Raw genomic sequence first — 17,098 nt, forward strand, 5'->3', positions numbered from 1 at the left:
ACGCCCGGGCCGTATGCCTGCGCCCGTACGCCTGCGCCCGTACGGCGGCGCGCACCCGTACGGTGGCCGCTCGGTCACCAGCCCGAGCAACACCTCGCACCCCGCTCACCCGTTAGGACGTGTGGAAGCCCCCACGTCCGCAACGGGATGCCCGGATGATCGAAACGCCGCCCCTGGTGGACCAGTACTGCCACGGACTGCTCCGCACCGAGCTGGGGCTGGGAACCTTCGAGGCCCAGCTGTCCGCCCCGGCAGGACCGCCCGCCCCCGGGACCACCTTCTTCGACACCCAGACCGGCTTCGCCGTGCGCCGCTGGTGCCCGCCGCTGCTCGGCCTGGAAGCGCACTGCGCCCCCGCCCGGTACCTGGCCCGGCGGCGCGAGCTCGGCGCGGCCGAGTCCGGGCGCAGACTGCTGCGCGGCTCCGGCACCGCCGCCTACCTGGTCGACACCGGCGAGCCCGGCGACCTCACCGGGCCCAAGGAACTCGCCCTCGCCGGGGACGCCGAAGCCTTCGAGATCGTCCGGCTGGAGCTGCTGGCCGAGCGGGTCGCCGACACCTCCGCGACCGTGCCCGCCTTCCTGGCCAACCTCGCCGAGGCCGTCCACCACGCCGCCGCCGGGGCCGTGGCCTTCACCTGCGGTGCCGACGCGGGGTACCCGGCCGCCCTCGCGTGGTGCCCCGAGCCGCCCGGGCCGGGGGAGGTGCGCGGGGCCGCCGGGCGGTGGCTGGCCGGCCGCGCCGCGGGCGGGGCCGCACGGGACCCCGTACTCCTGCGGCACCTGCTGTGGAGCGCGGTGGCGACCGGGCTGCCGCTCCAGCTGCACACGGGCGGGGCCGCGCCGGGGCGGCAGCCGGAGGAGGCCGATCCGGCGCTGCTGGCGGACTTCGTACGGGCCACCGAGGGGCGGGGGAGTCCGCTGGTGCTGCTCGGCGGCTACCCGTACCACCGGCGCACGGCCCAGCTGGCGGCCGCCTTCCCGCACGTCCACGCCGACCTCGGAGCGGCCCTCGGACAGAGCGGGGCGCGGGCCCCGGCCGTCCTGGCCGAGCTGCTGGAACTCGCCCCGTTCGGAAAGCTGCTGTTCTCCAGCGGCGGGCGGCGGCTGCCCGAGCTGCACGCGGTGGGCGCCCTGGTGTTCCGGGAGGCGCTGAGCCGGGTGCTCGGCGGCTGGGTGGGGGAGGGGGCCTGGTCCTGGCGGGACGCCGAGCGGGTTGCCGCTATGGTCGCGGCGGGCAACGCCCGGCGGGTCTACCGCCTCGACGACCGCCCCTGACCCGGCGGGCGGCGCGGGCACGACGGGCGAGGGCGCGACGGGTGCGGGCGCGACGGGTGCGGGCACGGCAGAGCCGGGCCGTCGCGGTGGACGGCCCGGCTCGGGTGCGCGGTCAGCGGGTGCGGACCGGACGGATCCGGTCGCGGGGGCGGATCAGAGGGCGGAGAGCTGCGGGTCGCTCTGCGCCGGGATCTCCGCCTGCTCGGCCGGGCGCTCCCGGAGGCTCAGCGCCACGCGGAGGACGGCGATCCACACCAGGCAGGAGCCCAGCATGTGGGCGCCGACCAGGACCTCGGGCAGGTCCGTGAAGAACTGCACGTATCCGATGGCGCCCTGCGCGAGGAGGACGAGGAGCAGGTCCCGTGCGCGGGCCCGGGTGTCGTCCGGGGCGTCCACCACGCGCAGCACCAGCCACATGGCGACGGCGAGCGCGCACACCACCCAGGCGGCGACGGCGTGCACGTGGGCCGTGCTCTCCCAGTCGAACGGCATGCGCGGCACCTTGCTGCTGTCGCCGGCGTGCGGCCCCGAGCCGGTGACCAAGGTGCCCGCGGCGATCAGCACGGCGGTGGTGGCGAGCAGGGCCCACGACAGCTTGCGCACCGGCCCCGGCACCCGCGGCTTGGGGGCGCTGTCGCCCTCACGGGCACGCTGCCAGGTGAGCGTGGTGACGGTGATCAGCGCGGTGGCGAGCAGGAAGTGCCCGGCGACGCTCCACGGGTTGAGCTTGGTGTGGACGGTGATGCCGCCGAGCACGGCGTTGGCGCAGACGATCCAGAACTGGACCCAGCCGAGCCTGGTCAGCGACCGGCGCCACGGCTTGGCGCACCGGGCGGCCAGGATGCACCAGCCGACGGCCGCGCTGACCACATAGGTCAGCATGCGGTTGCCGAACTCGATGGCGCCGTGGATGCCCTGGGCCTGGGTGGTGATCAGGCTGTCGTCGGTGCACTTGGGCCAGGTGTCGCAGCCCAGCCCGGATCCGGTCAGCCGTACGGCGCCGCCGGTGACGACGATGAAGACGGTCATGGAGAGCGCGGCGAGTGCGGCACGCTGGACGATCCGGGGTGAGGGCGTCCAGCGGTCGGCGAGGTAGGCGAGGGGGTTAAACACGCCCCCTATCGTAGGCGGCCCCTTGTGCAAACTTTCACGAGGGGGTCGCGTCGAGCACGCCGCCCTGCGTGTCGGGCCCCGCGAGCGCCCGGAACCGGGCCCCGGCGGGGTCTCCCTCCTCGTGCCACCAGACCAGGACGCGCCAATAGGCGCCGTCGCCGGGGTGGTCCGGGGACGCCAGGAAGGTTCGTACGAGTTCGTCCCCCATCTCCTCGGCCGTCCGGTTCCGTACCTCCGCGCTGCCGCGCCAGGGGTCGCCCAGGACCTCCCACAGCCCGTCGGGGCCGCGCACCTCGAAGCGCCACACGGCCAGCCAGGGCGTGACCTCCAGCATCGTCCGCACCTGCTCGGCATCCAGCCGGAGCCCCTCCGCGATCGCGGCCTCGGCCGCCCCGCCGATCCGGGCCGCCACCACCGCCTGCGGCAGCAGCCGCTCGGGCAGCAGCACCCGGGCGCGCAGGTTCGCCAGCGCGTCGAAAGACAGGAAGCGCAGCCGCAGCCGGAGCTGCCGGCCGATGTGGTCCAGGGCCTCCTCCGCCTCCCGGGCCTCCTCCGGGCCGGCGCCGCCGAGCAGCAGCCGGCGGAAGCCGTCCTCGGCGTCCACCGCCCAGGCCACCGCCTCCTCGGCGAGCCCCAGCTCCGCCAGGCGGTCCCCGAGGAACACCTCGGCCTGCGCGAGCCCCCGCCGGTTGACCGGGTCCTGCCGGTCCAGGCCGCCCCACACCTCCACCGCGGCGCGGGTCAGGTCCCGGGCCCGCTCGCCCGCCGCCCGCTCGATGGCGCTCGGGCCGTGCTCCGCCGCCGCACCCAGCGGGTACCGGGGCAGCCGGTCGCCGTCGCTGAGCGGCCAGGCCAGCCAGACCCCCTGGTTGATCAGCCCCCGGGCGTACCAGCGGGCGTACTCCGGCCCGTACCCGGCTGCCTGCTGCGCGTACCGCAGCCCTTCCTCGATCGCCGCGAGCGCCCCCGCCCGGTCACCGCCGGCGAACCGGCGGGCCGCCAGATCGCCCAGGCGCAGCCCGAGTCGCGCCGCGCACTCGGGATCGCTCGCGGCGGGCTCGCGCAGCGCGCCGATCAGCTCCGCGAGCAGCGTCTCCGCGACGGCGTACTCGGCCGGCTCCGCCCCCGACCGGATCCGTGCCCACTGTTCGTCCAGCCGCAATGCGGCTTCCCGTTCCCCCATGCGTCCGCCCCCCGGCGTCCTGATGGGCGCCGCGCCTGTGCGGCGGTGCCCGTGGTCTGCAAGACCAACGTCCGGGGGCCGGGAATCACTCCCAGCGGAACAGTTTCCCGGCGGCGCCGAGGCCGAGGACGGCCCATCCGGCCAGCACGGCGACGTCGCCCCACGGCAGCGCGGCCCCGTCCCGGAGCACCTCGCGCAGGCCGTCGGACAGCGCCGAGATCGGCAGCAGGCCGAGCACCGCCTGGACCGAGCCGGGGAACTTCTCCAGCGGCACGATCACCCCGCCGCCCACCAGGAGCAGCAGGAACACCAGGTTGGCGGCGGCCAGCGTCACCTCGGCCCTGAGGGTGCCCGCCATCAGCAGCCCGAGTCCGGAGAAGGCGGCCGTGCCCAGCAGGAGCAGCAGCGCCACCGACAGCGGGTTCCCCTGCGGGGACCAGCCGAGGGCCAGCGCGATCACCGTCAGCAGGGCGACCTGGAGCACCTCCGTGACCAGCACGGACAGCGTCTTGGCGGCCATCAGCGCCCAGCGGGGCAGCGGCGAGGCGCCGAGCCGCTTGAGCACCCCGTAGCGCCGGTCGAAGCCGGTGGCGATGGCCTGCCCGGTGAAGGCGGTGGACATCACGGCGAGCGCGAGCACCCCCGGGGCCAGGAAGTCCACGGACTTCCCCGAGCCGCCCTCTTGAACAGGCACAGTGACGATGTCGACCACCGAGAACAGGGTCAGCAGCAGCGCCGGGATGATCACGGTGAGCAGCAGCTGCTCCCCGTTGCGCAGCAGCATCCGGGTCTCCAGCGCCGTCTGGGCGAGGATCATGCGGGACACGGGCGCGGCCCCCGGGCGGGGGGCGAACGTACCGGCGCTCATGCGCGCAGCTCCTTACCGGTGAGCTCCAGAAAGACGTCTTCGAGGGTGTGCCGCTCCACCGAGAGGCTGTCCGGCATGACCCCGTTCTGGGCGCACCAGGAGGTGACGGTGGCCAGCATCTGCGGGTCGACGTCGCCGGTGACCCGGTAGACGCCCGGGGTGAGCTCGGCGGCCTCGGTGCCGTCGGGCAGTGCCTTGAGGAGCGAGGCGAGGTCGAGGGAGGGGCGGCCGGTGAAGCGCAGGGTGTTCTCGGCGCCGCCGCGGCACAGCTGCTCGGGGCTGCCGTGGGCGATGACCTTCCCGGCGTCGATGATGGCCACCTCGTCGGCGAGCTGCTCGGCCTCGTCCATGTGGTGGGTGGTGAGGACGACGCCGACCCCGTCGGCGCGCAGCTCCCGTACGAGGTCCCAGGTGGCGCGGCGGGCCTGCGGGTCCAGGCCCGCGGTCGGCTCGTCCAGGAAGACCAGCTCCGGGCGGCCCACCACGGCCATGGCCAGCGACAGGCGCTGCTGCTGGCCGCCGGAGAGCCGGCGGTAGGGGGTGCGGCCGCAGCCGCCCAGCCCGAGCCGCTCCACCAGGCCGTCCACGTCGAGCGGGTCGGCGTACAGGCGGGCCATGTGGCGCAGCATCTCGACGGCGCGGGCCCCGGAGTAGACGCCGCCGGACTGGAGCATGACGCCGACGCGCGGGCGCAGGGCGGCGGCCTCGCCGACCGGGTCGAGGCCGAGGACGCGCACGGTCCCGGCGTCGGGCCGCAGGTACCCCTCGCAGGTTTCCACGGTGGTCGTCTTGCCCGCGCCGTTGGGGCCGAGGACCGCGGTGACCGAGCTCCTGCGGACGGTGAGGTCGAGACCGTCCACCGCCGTCTTGGGGCCGTACCGCTTCACCAGTCCGCGGATCTCCACGGCGGGGTCGTTGCTCATGCGGGTGAGTCTACGGAGCCGTACGGGCCGGTACGGGTCCCGGGGCGAGGTTCGGCCACCCGGTGCATCGTCGCTGGCCAGGCGGTTGAACCCGGGCCTTTTCCTCACTCTCCGTAGATTGGTTAGGTGACCCTTAGTGATGGAGGACACCAGGGGTGGCGTCCGTCACGGCTTGTCGGCCCTCAGGTAATTACGCAACAATGGCGTTGTGAAATACGGCGAACGGCTGATCGAGACCCCCCAGGGGGAGCTCGCTACCGGGGAGCGGTCCACCCGCAACCGGGTCGCGCGGTCCATCCTGGACCACGGTCCGTCCACCGTCGCCGACCTCGCCGCGCGTCTCGGCCTCACCCAGGCCGCCGTCCGCCGCCACCTCGACACGCTCGTCGCCGACGACGTGGTCGAAGCCCGTGAGCAGCGGGTGTACGGCACGCGCACCCGAGGCCGGCCGGCCAAGGTCTTCGCGCTCACCGACTGCGGGCGCGATGCCTTCGACCAGTCCTACGACTCGCTCGCCGCGGACGCCATGCGCTGGATCGCGCAGGCCGCCGGCGGGGGCGAGAAGGGGGAGGCGGCCGTGGCCGCCTTCGCCAGGGCGCGGATGGAGGCCCAGGCCGAGGCGTACCGCACGAAAGTCGACGCAGCCGCCCCCGCGGACCGCACCGAGGCCCTTGCCAGGGCGTTGACCGCGGACGGGTACGCTGCGACGGCGAAGAGCGCTCCCGGTCCGCACAGCGGTGAACAGCTCTGCCAGCACCACTGCCCGGTGGCCCACGTAGCCGAGCAGTTCCCGCAGCTCTGCGAGGCGGAGACCGAGGTCTTCTCCCGCCTGCTCGGGACCCATGTGCAGCGCCTCGCCACCATCGCCCACGGCGACGGGGTGTGCACCACCTTCATCCCGCGTGGCGCGGGCACAGCACAGTCCAACACATCAGCATCTGCACGCACGGCCGGGAGGAACCCCGCATGACCACGGAGACTGCTCACCCTGAGCTCGAGGGTCTGGGCAACTACGAGTACGGCTGGGCCGACTCCGACGAGGCGGGCGCGGTTGCCAAGCGAGGCCTGTCGGAAGAGGTCGTCCGGGACATCTCGGCGAAGAAGAACGAGCCCGAGTGGATGCTGAAGCTCCGCCTCAAGGGCCTGAAGCTCTTCGACAAGAAGCCCATGCCGACCTGGGGTTCCGACCTGTCCGGCATCGACTTCGACAACATCAAGTACTTCGTGCGCTCCACCGAGAAGCAGGCCGCTTCCTGGGAGGAACTGCCCGAGGACATCAAGAACACGTACGACAAGCTCGGCATCCCGGAGGCGGAGAAGCAGCGCCTCGTCGCCGGTGTCGCGGCCCAGTACGAGTCCGAGGTCGTCTACCACCAGATCCGCGAGGACCTGGAGGAGCAGGGCGTCATCTTCGTCGACACCGACACCGCGCTGAAGGAGCACGAGGAGCTCTTCAAGGAGTACTTCGGCACGGTCATCCCGGTCGGCGACAACAAGTTCGCGTCGCTGAACACCGCCGTGTGGTCGGGCGGCTCGTTCATCTACGTGCCCAAGGGCGTCCACGTCGAGATCCCGCTGCAGGCCTACTTCCGCATCAACACGGAGAACATGGGCCAGTTCGAGCGGACGCTGATCATCGTCGACGAGGACGCGTACGTCCACTACGTCGAGGGCTGCACCGCCCCGATCTACTCCTCCGACTCGCTGCACAGTGCGGTCGTCGAGATCATCGTGAAGAAGGGCGGCCGCTGCCGCTACACGACGATCCAGAACTGGTCGAACAACGTCTACAACCTGGTCACCAAGCGCGCCGTGGCCTACGAGGGCGCGACCATGGAGTGGATCGACGGCAACATCGGCTCCAAGGTCACCATGAAGTACCCGGCCGTCTACCTGATGGGCGAGCACGCCAAGGGCGAGACCCTGTCCATCGCCTTCGCGGGCGAGGGCCAGCACCAGGACGCCGGCTCCAAGATGGTCCACATGGCGCCGAACACCTCCTCGAACATCGTCTCCAAGTCGGTGGCGCGAGGCGGCGGCCGCACCTCCTACCGAGGCCTGGTCGAGATCGGCGAGGGCGCGGCCGGATCGAAGAGCAACGTCCTGTGCGACGCCCTGCTCGTCGACACCATCTCCCGCTCCGACACCTACCCGTACGTCGACGTCCGCGAGGACGACGTGACGATGGGCCACGAGGCGACCGTCTCCAAGGTCTCCGAGGACCAGCTCTTCTACCTGATGGCCCGCGGCCTGAGCGAGTTCGAGGCCATGGCGATGATCGTGCGCGGCTTCGTCGAGCCGATCGCCAAGGAGCTGCCGATGGAGTACGCGCTGGAGCTCAACCGGCTGATCGAGCTGCAGATGGAGGGCTCGGTCGGCTAGTCCCGGCCCGCCACCGTCCCGCAGCACATTCTTTGACGTAGGAAGAGAGCAGAACGACAGCCATGGCTGAGGCCCAGAACATTCCGGTGGGCTCCACCACCGCCGGCTCCATCGCGGTGGCCGCAGAGTCCACCGTCGCCACCCGGATGAGCGCGCCGCCGTCCTTCGACGTGGCGGACTTCCCCGTCCCCCACGGCCGCGAGGAGGAGTGGCGCTTCACCCCGCTGGGGCGGCTGCGCGGGCTCCACGACGGCACCGCGGTGGCCAGCGGGACCATGAAGGCCCAGATCGACGCGCCCGAGGGCGTCACCGTCGAGACGGTCGAGCGCGGCGACGAGCGCATCGGCAAGGCCGGCACCCCGGTGGACCGGGTCGCCGCCCAGGCCTTCACGTCGTTCGCCAAGGCCACGGTCGTCACCGTGCCCAAGGAGACCGTGCTCGCCGAGCCGATCCGCGTCGCCCTGCACGGCGAGGGCGGCACGACCTTCGGCCACACCGTCTTCGACATCAAGCCGTTCGCCGAGGCGATCATCGTCATCGACCACACCGGTGACGGCGTGCGCGCCGCCAACGTCGACATCCTCGTCGGCGACGGCGCCAAGGTGACCTTCGTGTCGGTGCAGGACTGGGACGACACTGCCGTCCACACCTCCCAGCACAACGCGCTGATCGGCCGCGACGCCAGCTTCAAGTCGGTCGTCGTCACCTTCGGCGGTGACGTCGTCCGCATCCACCCGCGCGTGCGCTACGCCGGCCCCGGCGGCGAGGCCGAGCTGCTCGGCCTGTACTTCACCGACGCCGGCCAGCACCAGGAGCACCGCCTCCTGGTCACCCACGACGCCCCGCACTGCAAGTCCCACGTGGTCTACAAGGGTGCGCTCCAGGGCCAGGACGCCCACGCCGTCTGGATCGGCGACGTCCTGATCCAGAAGAGCGCGGAGGGCACCGACACCTACGAGATGAACCGCAACCTCGTCCTCACGGACGGCGCGCGGGTCGACTCGGTGCCGAACCTGGAGATCGAGACCGGCGAGATCGTCGGCGCCGGCCACGCCTCCGCGACCGGCCGCTTCGACGACGAGCAGCTGTTCTACCTGCAGGCCCGCGGCATCCCGGCCGACGAGGCCCGCCGCCTGGTCGTGCGCGGCTTCTTCGCCGAGCTCGTCCACCAGATCGGTGTCGACGACATCGAGGAGCGCCTCATCGCCAAGATCGAGGCCGAGCTCGAGGCGTCCGTCTGATGACCTACCTCAAGGCCTGTGCGCTGAGCGAGCTGGAGGAGAACACCCCCAAGCGGGTGGAGCTCGACGGCACGCCGGTGTCCATCGTGTCCACCGAGGGATCGGTGTACGCGATCAACGACATCTGCTCGCACGCGAACGTCTCGCTCTCGGAGGGCGAGGTCGAGGACTGCATGATCGAGTGCTGGCTGCACGGATCGGCCTTCGACCTGCGCACCGGCAAGCCGTCCGGGCTGCCCGCGACGCGCCCCGTTCCCGTATACCCCGTAAAGATCGAAGGGGACGACGTGCTCGTCTCCCTCACCCAGGAGTCCTGAGGCACCCATGGCAACGCTTGAAATCCACGACCTGCACGTCTCCGTCGAAGCGGAGAACGGCGCCCGCGAGATCCTCAAGGGTGTCGACCTCACCGTCAAGCAGGGTGAGACGCACGCCATCATGGGCCCCAACGGCTCCGGCAAGTCCACCCTGGCGTACTCGCTCGCCGGCCACCCGAAGTACACCATCACCGGTGGCTCGGTGACCCTCGACGGCGAGAACGTCCTGGAGATGTCCGTCGACGAGCGCGCCCGCGCCGGCGTCTTCCTCGCCATGCAGTACCCGGTCGAGGTCCCCGGCGTCTCGGTCTCCAACTTCCTGCGCACCTCCGCCACCGCCGTCCGCGGCGAGGCCCCCAAGCTGCGCACCTGGGTGAAGGAGGTCAAGGAGGCCATGGAGCGTCTCCAGATGGACCCCGCCTTCGCCGAGCGCAACGTCAACGAGGGCTTCTCCGGCGGTGAGAAGAAGCGCCACGAGATCCTCCAGCTGGAGCTCCTCAAGCCGAAGATCGCGATCCTCGACGAGACCGACTCCGGCCTCGACGTCGACGCGCTGCGCATCGTCTCCGAGGGCGTCAACCGCGTCCGCGAGACCGGTGAGGTCGGCACCCTGCTGATCACCCACTACACGCGCATCCTGCGCTACATCAAGCCCGACTTCGTGCACGTCTTCGCGAACGGCCGCATCGCCGAGTCCGGCGGCGCCGAGCTGGCCGACCAGCTGGAGTCGGAGGGCTACGACAAGTACGTGAAGGGTGGCGCGACCGCGTGACACAGCTGCCTGGCCTCCTCGACATCGAGGCGATCCGCAAGGACTTCCCCCTGCTGGATCGTGTGGTCCATGACGGGAAGAAGATCGTTTACCTGGACTCCGCGGCGACCTCGCAGAAGCCGCGCCAGGTGCTCGACGCGCTGAACGAGTACTACGAGCGGCACAACGCCAACGTCCACCGCGGCGTGTACTTGGTCGCCGAGGAGGCCACGGCACTGTACGAGGGCGCCCGCGACAAGGTGGCCGCCTTCGTCAACGCGCCGAGCCGCGACGAGGTGATCTTCACCAAGAACGCCTCGGAGTCGCTCAACCTCGTCGCGAACATGCTCGGCTGGGCCGACGAGCCCTACCGGGTCGACCGCGACACCGAGATCGCCATCACCGAGATGGAGCACCACTCCAACATCGTTCCGTGGCAGCTGCTGTCGCAGCGCACCGGCGCGAAGCTGAAGTGGTTCGGCCTCACGGACGACGGCCGGCTCGACCTGTCGAACATCGAAGAGGTCATCACGGAGAAGACGAAGATCGTCTCCTTCACGCTGGTCTCCAACCTGCTCGGCACCGTCAACCCGGTCGAGGCGATCGTCCGGCGCGCGCAGGAGGTCGGCGCGCTGGTGCTGATCGACGCCTCGCAGGCCGCTCCGCACATGCCCCTGGACGTCCAGGCCCTCGGCGCCGACTTCGTGGCCTTCACCGGCCACAAGATGTGCGGCCCGACCGGCATCGGCGTCCTGTGGGGCCGGCAGGAGCTCCTGGAGGACCTGCCGCCGTTCCTCGGCGGCGGCGAGATGATCGAGACCGTCTCGATGCACTCGTCGACGTACGCCCCGGCGCCCCACAAGTTCGAGGCGGGCACGCCCCCGATCGCCCAAGCCGTCGGCCTCGGCGCGGCCGTGGACTACCTGTCCGCGATCGGCATGGACAAGATCGCCGCCCACGAGCACGCGATCACCGAGTACGCGGTGAAGCGCCTGCAGGAGGTCCCCGACCTGCGGATCATCGGCCCCACCACGGCCGAGGACCGCGGCGCCGCGATCTCCTTCGTGCTCGGCGACATCCACCCGCACGACGTGGGGCAGGTCCTGGACGAGCAGGGCATCGCCGTCCGCGTGGGACACCACTGCGCCCGCCCCGTCTGCCTGCGGTACGGAATTCCGGCGACGACGCGAGCGTCTTTCTATCTGTACTCCTCTCCGGCCGACGTCGACGCGCTGGTCGACGGGCTGGAGCACGTACGGAACTTCTTCGCCTGACCAGGGCCACGAGGACGAGGACGCTGTGAAGCTGGATTCCATGTACCAGGAGCTCATCCTGGACCACTACAAGCACCCGCACGGGCGCGGCCTGCGCGAGGGTGACGCCGAGGTGCACCACGTCAATCCGACGTGTGGCGACGAGATCACGCTGCGTGTGAAGTACGACGGGGAGACGCTCACCGACGTCTCGTACGAGGGCCAGGGCTGCTCGATCAGCCAGGCCAGCGCGTCCGTGCTGAACGAGCTGCTCGTCGGCAAGCAGCTGTCCGAGGCGCAGCGGATCCAGGCCACCTTCCTGGAGCTGATGCAGTCCAAGGGCAAGATCGAGCCGGACGAGGAGATGGAGGAGGTGCTGGAGGACGCGGTCGCGTTCGCCGGCGTCTCCAAGTACCCCGCGCGTGTCAAGTGTGCTCTGCTGAGCTGGATGGCGTGGAAGGACGCGACCGCCCAGGTGCTGGGCGGCGCGGAGAGGGAGACGGCATGACCGAGAACGCGACGCCCGAGGCGTCGATCAAGCCGGCCAGCGAGGAGGAGGTCCGCGAGGCCCTCTACGACGTGGTCGACCCCGAGCTGGGCATCGACGTCGTCAACCTGGGCCTGATCTACGGCATCCACATCGACGACGCGAACATCGCCACCCTCGACATGACGCTGACCTCGGCGGCCTGCCCGCTGACGGACGTCATCGAGGACCAGGCGAAGTCGGCGACCGAGGGCATTGTCAACGAGCTGCGCATCAACTGGGTCTGGATGCCGCCGTGGGGTCCGGACAAGATCACGGACGACGGCCGTGAGCAGCTGCGCGCGCTCGGCTTCAACGTCTGACACCTTCCGCGCACCGCGGAGCGGGACCCCGAGGGCCCCCGGCACGAACGTGCCGGGGGCCCTCGCTGTTCGTGCGGCGGACGCGCGGCGTGCACCCCGGGTTGGCCACGGAACGCGGCCGGGCAGTACCTGATCCTGGCCGGCTCCTGAGCCGCGGACGACAACTCCGACCCGTACGCCCTCTACCAGTGGGACGGCGTCCCCGGCCACGCCCCCGTCAAGCGCGCCGACCTGCCGACCGCCGACCCGGGCGGCTGGGAGGCCATCGTCGAGGTGCCCGATCTGTCGGTGCCGGGGGCGCGGGTGCAGCTGATCACCGACTCCGGTTCGGCGGACCTGTACGGCGACGGGACCGAGGCGAAGGACCTGACGCACCCGGAGTGGAAGAAGGCCCGCGCGGCGTGGTTCACGCTGGGCTGACCCCGGCTCCACGGCTGACCTAGGGTCCTCTACTCCTCGGCTCCTCGTTCTCCTCCGCGGGGATGTGTACGGGCGTCCACAACGTTGTGTACTGTCGTACACATGCCCTACATACTGCTTGCCGCCGCCATCGCCGCCGAGGTCGCCGGGACCACCGCCATGAAGTTCAGCGACGGGTTCACGAAGCTGTGGCCCTCGGTGGGCACGGTGGTGGGGTACCTGGTCGCCTTCACGCTGCTCGCCCAGACCCTGAAGTCGATGTCGGTGGGCACGGCCTACGCCATATGGGCCGGCGTCGGCACCGCCGCCATCGCCGCCATCGGCATGGCGTTCCTGGGCGAGGCCGCGACCGCCGCGAAGCTCGCCGGCATCGCGCTGATCATCGCCGGGGTGGTCCTCGTCAACCTGAGCGGGGCGCACTGATGGGCGCCTCCGGAGTCCGCCGCCACGACCCCGAGCGGCGGCAGCGGATCATCGACGCGGCGATCCGCGTGGTCGGCGCCAAGGGCATCGCCGGGCTGACCCACCGCACGGTGGCCGCGGAGGCGGACGTACCGCTGGGCTCGACCACGTACCACTTCAAGACGCTGGACGACCTGCTGGTCGCCGCCCTCCGGCAGGCCAACGAGGGCTTCGCGGAGACCGTCGCCGCCTCGCCCGCCCTGGAGGACCCGGAGGCGGACCTCGCCGGGGCGCTGGCCGCGCTGCTGGGGGAGTTCCTCGGCGCGGACCGGGCGCGGGTGGAGCTGGAGTACGACCTCTACCTCGCGGCGCTGCGCCGCCCCGCGCTGCGGCCGGTGGCCGCGGAGTGGTACGAGGCGGTGGCGGCGGCCCTGGCGGAGCGGACCGACCCGGTGACCGCGCGGGCGCTGGTGGCGGTGATGGACGGGATCAGCCTCCAGGTGCTGCTGACGGACGCGCCGTACGACGGGGGCTACGCCCGCGAGATCCTGAGCCGGGTCCTGCACGCCCCGGCCCGGCGCGGGGAAGCCTGACCGCCGGCCCCGGCGCGGGGAAGCCTGACCGCCGGCCCCGGCGCGGGCAGGCCTGACCGACCGGCCCCGCCCCGGGAGGCCTGACCGCTCGGCCCGGCGTCGGGAAGCCTGCCCCCGGCCCTGCCCCGGGAGGCCTGACCGCCCTGCCTTGGCCGGCCCGGCGGCCGGAGGTCTGGGCCGTCCGGTGTCCTCAGGCGGCGGCGCGGACCGCGGCCAGGGCCGCGGTGACGCTCGCCTCGATGTCCGTGATCGGGTAGATCACCTCGCGCACCGTCCGCTCCCGGTCCAGCACCAGGGTCAGCCGCTTGATCCGGCTCACCCCCGCCGCGCGGAACGTCGGCAGCCGCAGCGCCGCCGTCAGGCCGAGGTCCGCGTCCGAGAGGAGCGGGAAGCGCAGCTGCTCGGCCTCCGCGAACGCCCGCTGCTCGTCGGGCCGCTGGGCCGAGACCCCGTGGACGGTCGCCCCCGCCGCCGTGAACTCCGCGAGCTGGTCGCGGTACGTGCACGACTCCAGCGTGCAGCCCTTCGCGCCCGGGATCCCGGCCCAGCCGGGCGGGTAGGACTCGGCCCGGGCGTACGCGCCGGGGAAGCAGTACAGGACGGTGAACGGGGTGTCGGCCGCGACCGGGTCGCGGAGCTCGCCGAACCGGTCCGGCAGCAGCAGCTCCGGTACGCGCCGGCCGCGCAGCCCGTGCACCCGCTCCGCCTCCTGCGAGGCCTCCTGCGTCGTCGCCGTCATCTCTCCCTCTCCCTGGACCCAGGTGTCACCCCAGTCCTGGAGGGCCACCAGGACCGGCAGCAGGCCCCGCCCGCGCGGGGTCAGCCGGTATTCGTGCCGCACCGGGCGCTCCCGGTACGGCTCGCGTGCCAGCACCCCGGCTTCGACCAGCAGTTTCAGCCGCTCGGTCAGCACCTTCCGGGACACCCCCAGCTCGCGCTGGAACTCCTCGAAGCGGTGCAGCCCGCGCGCGGCGTCGCGGACGATCAGCAGCGTCCACCAGTCGCCCACGACGTCGAGGGCCTGGGCGATCGAGCAGTCCGCGTCGCCGAGGTGCGTGCGCTGGGCCATGGGCACTCCTTTGTCCGTTGACCCAAGGCTGTCATGCTGACATAGTCAGTTCCCAAAAGGAACTCACTGAGTGTCGCGGGGGGAGCGGACCGGCATGGTGCAAGTGCTCAGAGACGTGCCGAGAGTGGTGTGGCTGCTGGCGGCGGGGGTGTTCGTCAACGCCGTCGTCAGCTTCACCTTCGTCTTCGTCTTCCTGTACCTGACCGGCCCCCGCGGCCTCGGCACCGCCCAGGCGGGCCTGGTCACCGGCATCGGCGGCATCGGCCTCGTCGCCGGCAACTTCACCGGCGGCTGGTACGGCGACCGCTTCGGCCACCGCCGCGTGCTGCTCGCCGCCTCCACCCTCGGCGGCCTCACCCTCATGTCCTTCCCGCTGCTGCCCGCCGCCGGGCTGTACGCCGCCCTGCCCCTCGCCCAGTACGCCTCCGGCGTGGTCCGGGCCGCGAACTCGGCACTGGTCGCGGTGACCGTCCCCGAGGGCGCCCGCCGCCAGGCCTTCGCCGTCGTACGCTGCGTCTCCAACGGCGGATTCACCCTCGGCCCGCCGCTGGGCGCGCTGATCGCGACCGGGCTCTCGTACGACTGGCTCTTCGTCGGCGACGGCCTCGGCACCCTCCTCTTCGCCCTGTGGACCGCACGGGTCGTCCCCGCCCGCGCCGCCGCCCGCACCCCCGCCGCCGGTCCTGACGCGGCGCCGGACCGCGGCCTGTGGGCCGAGCTGCGCGCCCGGCCCGCCGTGCTCGCCGTCCTCGGCGCGGTCCTGGTGACCGACCTCGTGTACCGCCAGCAGTACGGCACCTTCCCCGTCTTCCTCGCCGACCACGGCCTCGACACCCGGGACTTCGGCTTCGTGATCGCCCTCAACGGCGCCGTCATCCTGCTGCTGGAACTGCCCGCCGCCGTCGCCCTGCGCGCCCGGCCGCCGCTCCCCGTCATCGGCGCCGGGCTGCTGCTGGTCGGGGCCGCGTACGCGGCACTGCTGCCCGGAGCGGGCGTCGGGACCGCGGCCTCCATGATCGTGCTGCTGAGCCTCGGCGAGATCCTCTACAAGACCACCGCCACCGCCTACGTCGCCGACCAGGCCCCCGAGCACGCCGTCGGCCGGTTCCAGAGCCTGTACGCGGGGGTCTCCGTCAGCGGCGTCGTCCTCGGCCCGCCGCTCGGCGGCGCCCTGTACGCCGCCGCGCCCGGGCTGCTGTGGCCGCTGTGCGCCGTCCTGGCCGGCGGGGCGGGCGCCGCGGTGCTGTACGCGGGCCGGCGCCCGCTGCGACACGGGCCGAGCCCGGCACCTGAGACCGGTTCGCAACCTCGGGCCGCGGCCGGTTAGGTTTCCCGTATGACTGCTACCCGTACCACCGGCGCTGCCGCCGCCGGACTCGCCACCCTCGCCGCCGACGGCACCGTCCTCGACACCTGGTTCCCCGCCCCCGAGCTGGTCGCCGAGCCCGGCCCGGCCGGGACCGAGCGCCTCACCGCCGAGCAGGCCGTGGAACTCCTGGGCGCCGCCGCGGCCGAGGCGATCCGCAAGGACGAGGTGCGCGGCGTCGAGGTCGTGGCCGTCCGCACCGTGATCGCCTCCCTGGAGGACAAGCCGCTGGACGCGCACGACGCGTACCTGCGCCTGCACCTGCTCAGCCACCGCCTGGTCAAGCCGCACGGCCAGAACCTGGACGGCGTCTTCGGCCTCCTCGCCAACGTCGCCTGGACCTCCCTCGGCCCGGTCGCCGTGGACCGGGTCGAGACCGTGCGCCTGAACGCGCGCGCCGCCGGCCTGCACCTCCAGGTCACCTCGATCGACAAGTTCCCGCGGATGACCGACTACGTCGCCCCCAAGGGCGTGCGCATCGCCGACGCGGACCGCGTCCGCCTCGGCGCGCACCTCGCCGAGGGCACCACCGTCATGCACGAGGGCTTCGTCAACTTCAACGCCGGCACGCTCGGCACCTCCATGGTCGAGGGCCGCATCTCCGCGGGCGTCGTCATCGGCGACGGCTCCGACATCGGCGGCGGCGCCTCCACCATGGGCACCCTGTCCGGCGGCGGCAAGCAGATCATCTCGGTCGGCGAGCGCTGCCTGATCGGCGCGGAAGCGGGCATCGGCATCGCGCTCGGCGACGAGTGCGTCGTCGAGGCGGGCCTCTACCTCACCGCGGGCACCCGCGTCACCCTGCCGGACGGCGAGATCGTCAAGGCGCTGACCCTCTCGGGCGCCAGCAACATCCTCTTCCGCCGCAACTCGGTCACCGGCGCCGTCGAGGCCCGCCCGAACAACGCGGTCTGGGGCGGCCTGAACGACGTCCTGCACAGCCACAACTGACGCCCCGGCGTCCTGACGCGGCCGGTGTGTGCTCCCTCCCCGAGCGGGGGAGCACACACCGGCCGCGCGTATTTCGGGGGCGGGGCGGGAGACCGGTGGTTCGGTGTCCGGTGTCCGGTGTCCGGGCGGCGGGTCAGCCG

18 protein-coding genes and 1 pseudogene are annotated in these 17,098 nt (G+C 72.3%); 14 read left to right on the forward strand and 5 right to left on the reverse strand.

Annotation, left to right across the window (positions count from 1 at the left end; genetic code table 11):
• The first annotated feature begins 155 nt into the window (after positions 1–155).
• Positions 156–1,277 (forward strand): amidohydrolase family protein, encoded by a 1,122-nt coding sequence (locus ACIQUT_RS25395; RefSeq protein ID WP_403565911.1) that lies wholly within the window; start codon positions 156–158, stop codon positions 1,275–1,277.
• 153 nt (positions 1,278–1,430) lie between these two features.
• On the opposite strand, the gene ACIQUT_RS25400 is transcribed toward ACIQUT_RS25395, so the two are convergent.
• The 4 genes from ACIQUT_RS25400 to ACIQUT_RS25415 all read right to left on the reverse strand — a co-directional run bounded on the left by ACIQUT_RS25400 (position 1,431) and on the right by ACIQUT_RS25415 (position 5,364).
• Entirely contained in the window at positions 1,431–2,420 is a 990-nt protein-coding gene (locus ACIQUT_RS25400) for a heme A synthase (RefSeq protein WP_403565912.1), read from the reverse strand.
• A gap of 4 nt (positions 2,421–2,424) precedes the next feature.
• Complete coding sequence (locus ACIQUT_RS25405) at positions 2,425–3,573, reverse strand: hypothetical protein (RefSeq protein WP_403565914.1); 1,149 nt, start codon at positions 3,571–3,573, stop codon at positions 2,425–2,427.
• Positions 3,574–3,658: 85 nt separating this feature from the next.
• Positions 3,659–4,441, reverse strand: coding sequence for an ABC transporter permease (locus tag ACIQUT_RS25410; protein ID WP_403565915.1), 783 nt, complete (start codon positions 4,439–4,441; stop codon positions 3,659–3,661).
• Positions 4,438–5,364 (reverse strand): ABC transporter ATP-binding protein, encoded by a 927-nt coding sequence (locus ACIQUT_RS25415; RefSeq protein WP_403565917.1) that lies wholly within the window; start codon positions 5,362–5,364, stop codon positions 4,438–4,440. The genes ACIQUT_RS25410 and ACIQUT_RS25415 overlap by 4 nt, the downstream gene beginning before the upstream one ends.
• A 208-nt stretch (positions 5,365–5,572) precedes the next feature.
• Between ACIQUT_RS25415 and ACIQUT_RS25420 the strand changes: the two genes are divergently transcribed.
• The 11 genes and pseudogenes from ACIQUT_RS25420 (at position 5,573) to ACIQUT_RS25470 (ending at position 13,572) form a co-directional block, all read left to right on the forward strand.
• Positions 5,573–6,334: a helix-turn-helix transcriptional regulator gene (locus ACIQUT_RS25420; protein WP_403565919.1), complete on the forward strand. Its 762-nt coding sequence runs from the start codon at positions 5,573–5,575 to the stop codon at positions 6,332–6,334.
• Positions 6,331–7,746, forward strand: a complete 1,416-nt coding sequence (gene sufB / locus ACIQUT_RS25425; RefSeq protein WP_385678121.1) for a Fe-S cluster assembly protein SufB — start codon at positions 6,331–6,333, stop codon at positions 7,744–7,746. Before ACIQUT_RS25420 ends, sufB begins: the two co-directional genes overlap by 4 nt.
• A gap of 62 nt (positions 7,747–7,808) precedes the next feature.
• Positions 7,809–8,987 (forward strand): Fe-S cluster assembly protein SufD, encoded by a 1,179-nt coding sequence (gene sufD / locus ACIQUT_RS25430; RefSeq protein ID WP_403565921.1) that lies wholly within the window; start codon positions 7,809–7,811, stop codon positions 8,985–8,987.
• The gene (locus ACIQUT_RS25435) at positions 8,987–9,304 is read left to right on the forward strand and encodes a bifunctional 3-phenylpropionate/cinnamic acid dioxygenase ferredoxin subunit (protein ID WP_403565923.1); all 318 of its coding nucleotides are present in this window, start codon (positions 8,987–8,989) and stop codon (positions 9,302–9,304) included. Before sufD ends, ACIQUT_RS25435 begins: the two co-directional genes overlap by 1 nt.
• A gap of 7 nt (positions 9,305–9,311) precedes the next feature.
• On the forward strand, positions 9,312–10,076 hold the full coding sequence (gene sufC / locus ACIQUT_RS25440) for a Fe-S cluster assembly ATPase SufC (RefSeq protein ID WP_403565925.1): 765 nt from the start codon (positions 9,312–9,314) through the stop codon (positions 10,074–10,076).
• Positions 10,073–11,329, forward strand: coding sequence for a cysteine desulfurase (locus ACIQUT_RS25445; RefSeq protein ID WP_403565927.1), 1,257 nt, complete (start codon positions 10,073–10,075; stop codon positions 11,327–11,329). The genes sufC and ACIQUT_RS25445 overlap by 4 nt, the downstream gene beginning before the upstream one ends.
• A 25-nt stretch (positions 11,330–11,354) precedes the next feature.
• A complete protein-coding gene (gene sufU, locus ACIQUT_RS25450) occupies positions 11,355–11,816 on the forward strand; it encodes a Fe-S cluster assembly sulfur transfer protein SufU (protein ID WP_179172072.1) in 462 nt (153 codons plus the stop codon).
• The gene (locus tag ACIQUT_RS25455; RefSeq protein ID WP_403565929.1) at positions 11,813–12,157 is read left to right on the forward strand and encodes a metal-sulfur cluster assembly factor; all 345 of its coding nucleotides are present in this window, start codon (positions 11,813–11,815) and stop codon (positions 12,155–12,157) included. The genes sufU and ACIQUT_RS25455 overlap by 4 nt, the downstream gene beginning before the upstream one ends.
• 108 nt (positions 12,158–12,265) lie before the next feature.
• Positions 12,266–12,577 (forward strand): annotated as a pseudogene (locus ACIQUT_RS25460) (hypothetical protein); the annotation flags it as partial.
• A 102-nt stretch (positions 12,578–12,679) separates the two neighbouring features.
• Positions 12,680–13,000: a DMT family transporter gene (locus ACIQUT_RS25465; protein ID WP_403565931.1), complete on the forward strand. Its 321-nt coding sequence runs from the start codon at positions 12,680–12,682 to the stop codon at positions 12,998–13,000.
• A complete protein-coding gene (locus ACIQUT_RS25470; protein ID WP_403565933.1) occupies positions 13,000–13,572 on the forward strand; it encodes a TetR/AcrR family transcriptional regulator in 573 nt (190 codons plus the stop codon). The genes ACIQUT_RS25465 and ACIQUT_RS25470 overlap by 1 nt, the downstream gene beginning before the upstream one ends.
• 190 nt (positions 13,573–13,762) lie before the next feature.
• Here ACIQUT_RS25470 and ACIQUT_RS25475 read toward each other — a convergent pair whose 3' ends face one another.
• Entirely contained in the window at positions 13,763–14,641 is an 879-nt protein-coding gene (locus ACIQUT_RS25475) for a winged helix-turn-helix transcriptional regulator (RefSeq protein WP_403565935.1), read from the reverse strand.
• Between the two features lie 97 nt (positions 14,642–14,738).
• Between ACIQUT_RS25475 and ACIQUT_RS25480 the strand changes: the two genes are divergently transcribed.
• Positions 14,739–15,968, forward strand: coding sequence for an MFS transporter (locus ACIQUT_RS25480; RefSeq protein WP_403566065.1), 1,230 nt, complete (start codon positions 14,739–14,741; stop codon positions 15,966–15,968).
• 9 nt (positions 15,969–15,977) lie between these two features.
• Entirely contained in the window at positions 15,978–16,958 is a 981-nt protein-coding gene (gene dapD / locus ACIQUT_RS25485) for a 2,3,4,5-tetrahydropyridine-2,6-dicarboxylate N-succinyltransferase (protein ID WP_403565937.1), read from the forward strand.
• Positions 16,959–17,098 lie beyond the last annotated feature (140 nt).

The sequence above is a fragment of the Streptomyces sp. NPDC090445 genome (assembly GCF_044769385.1).
Classification (GTDB): Bacteria; Actinomycetota; Actinomycetes; order Streptomycetales; family Streptomycetaceae; genus Streptomyces.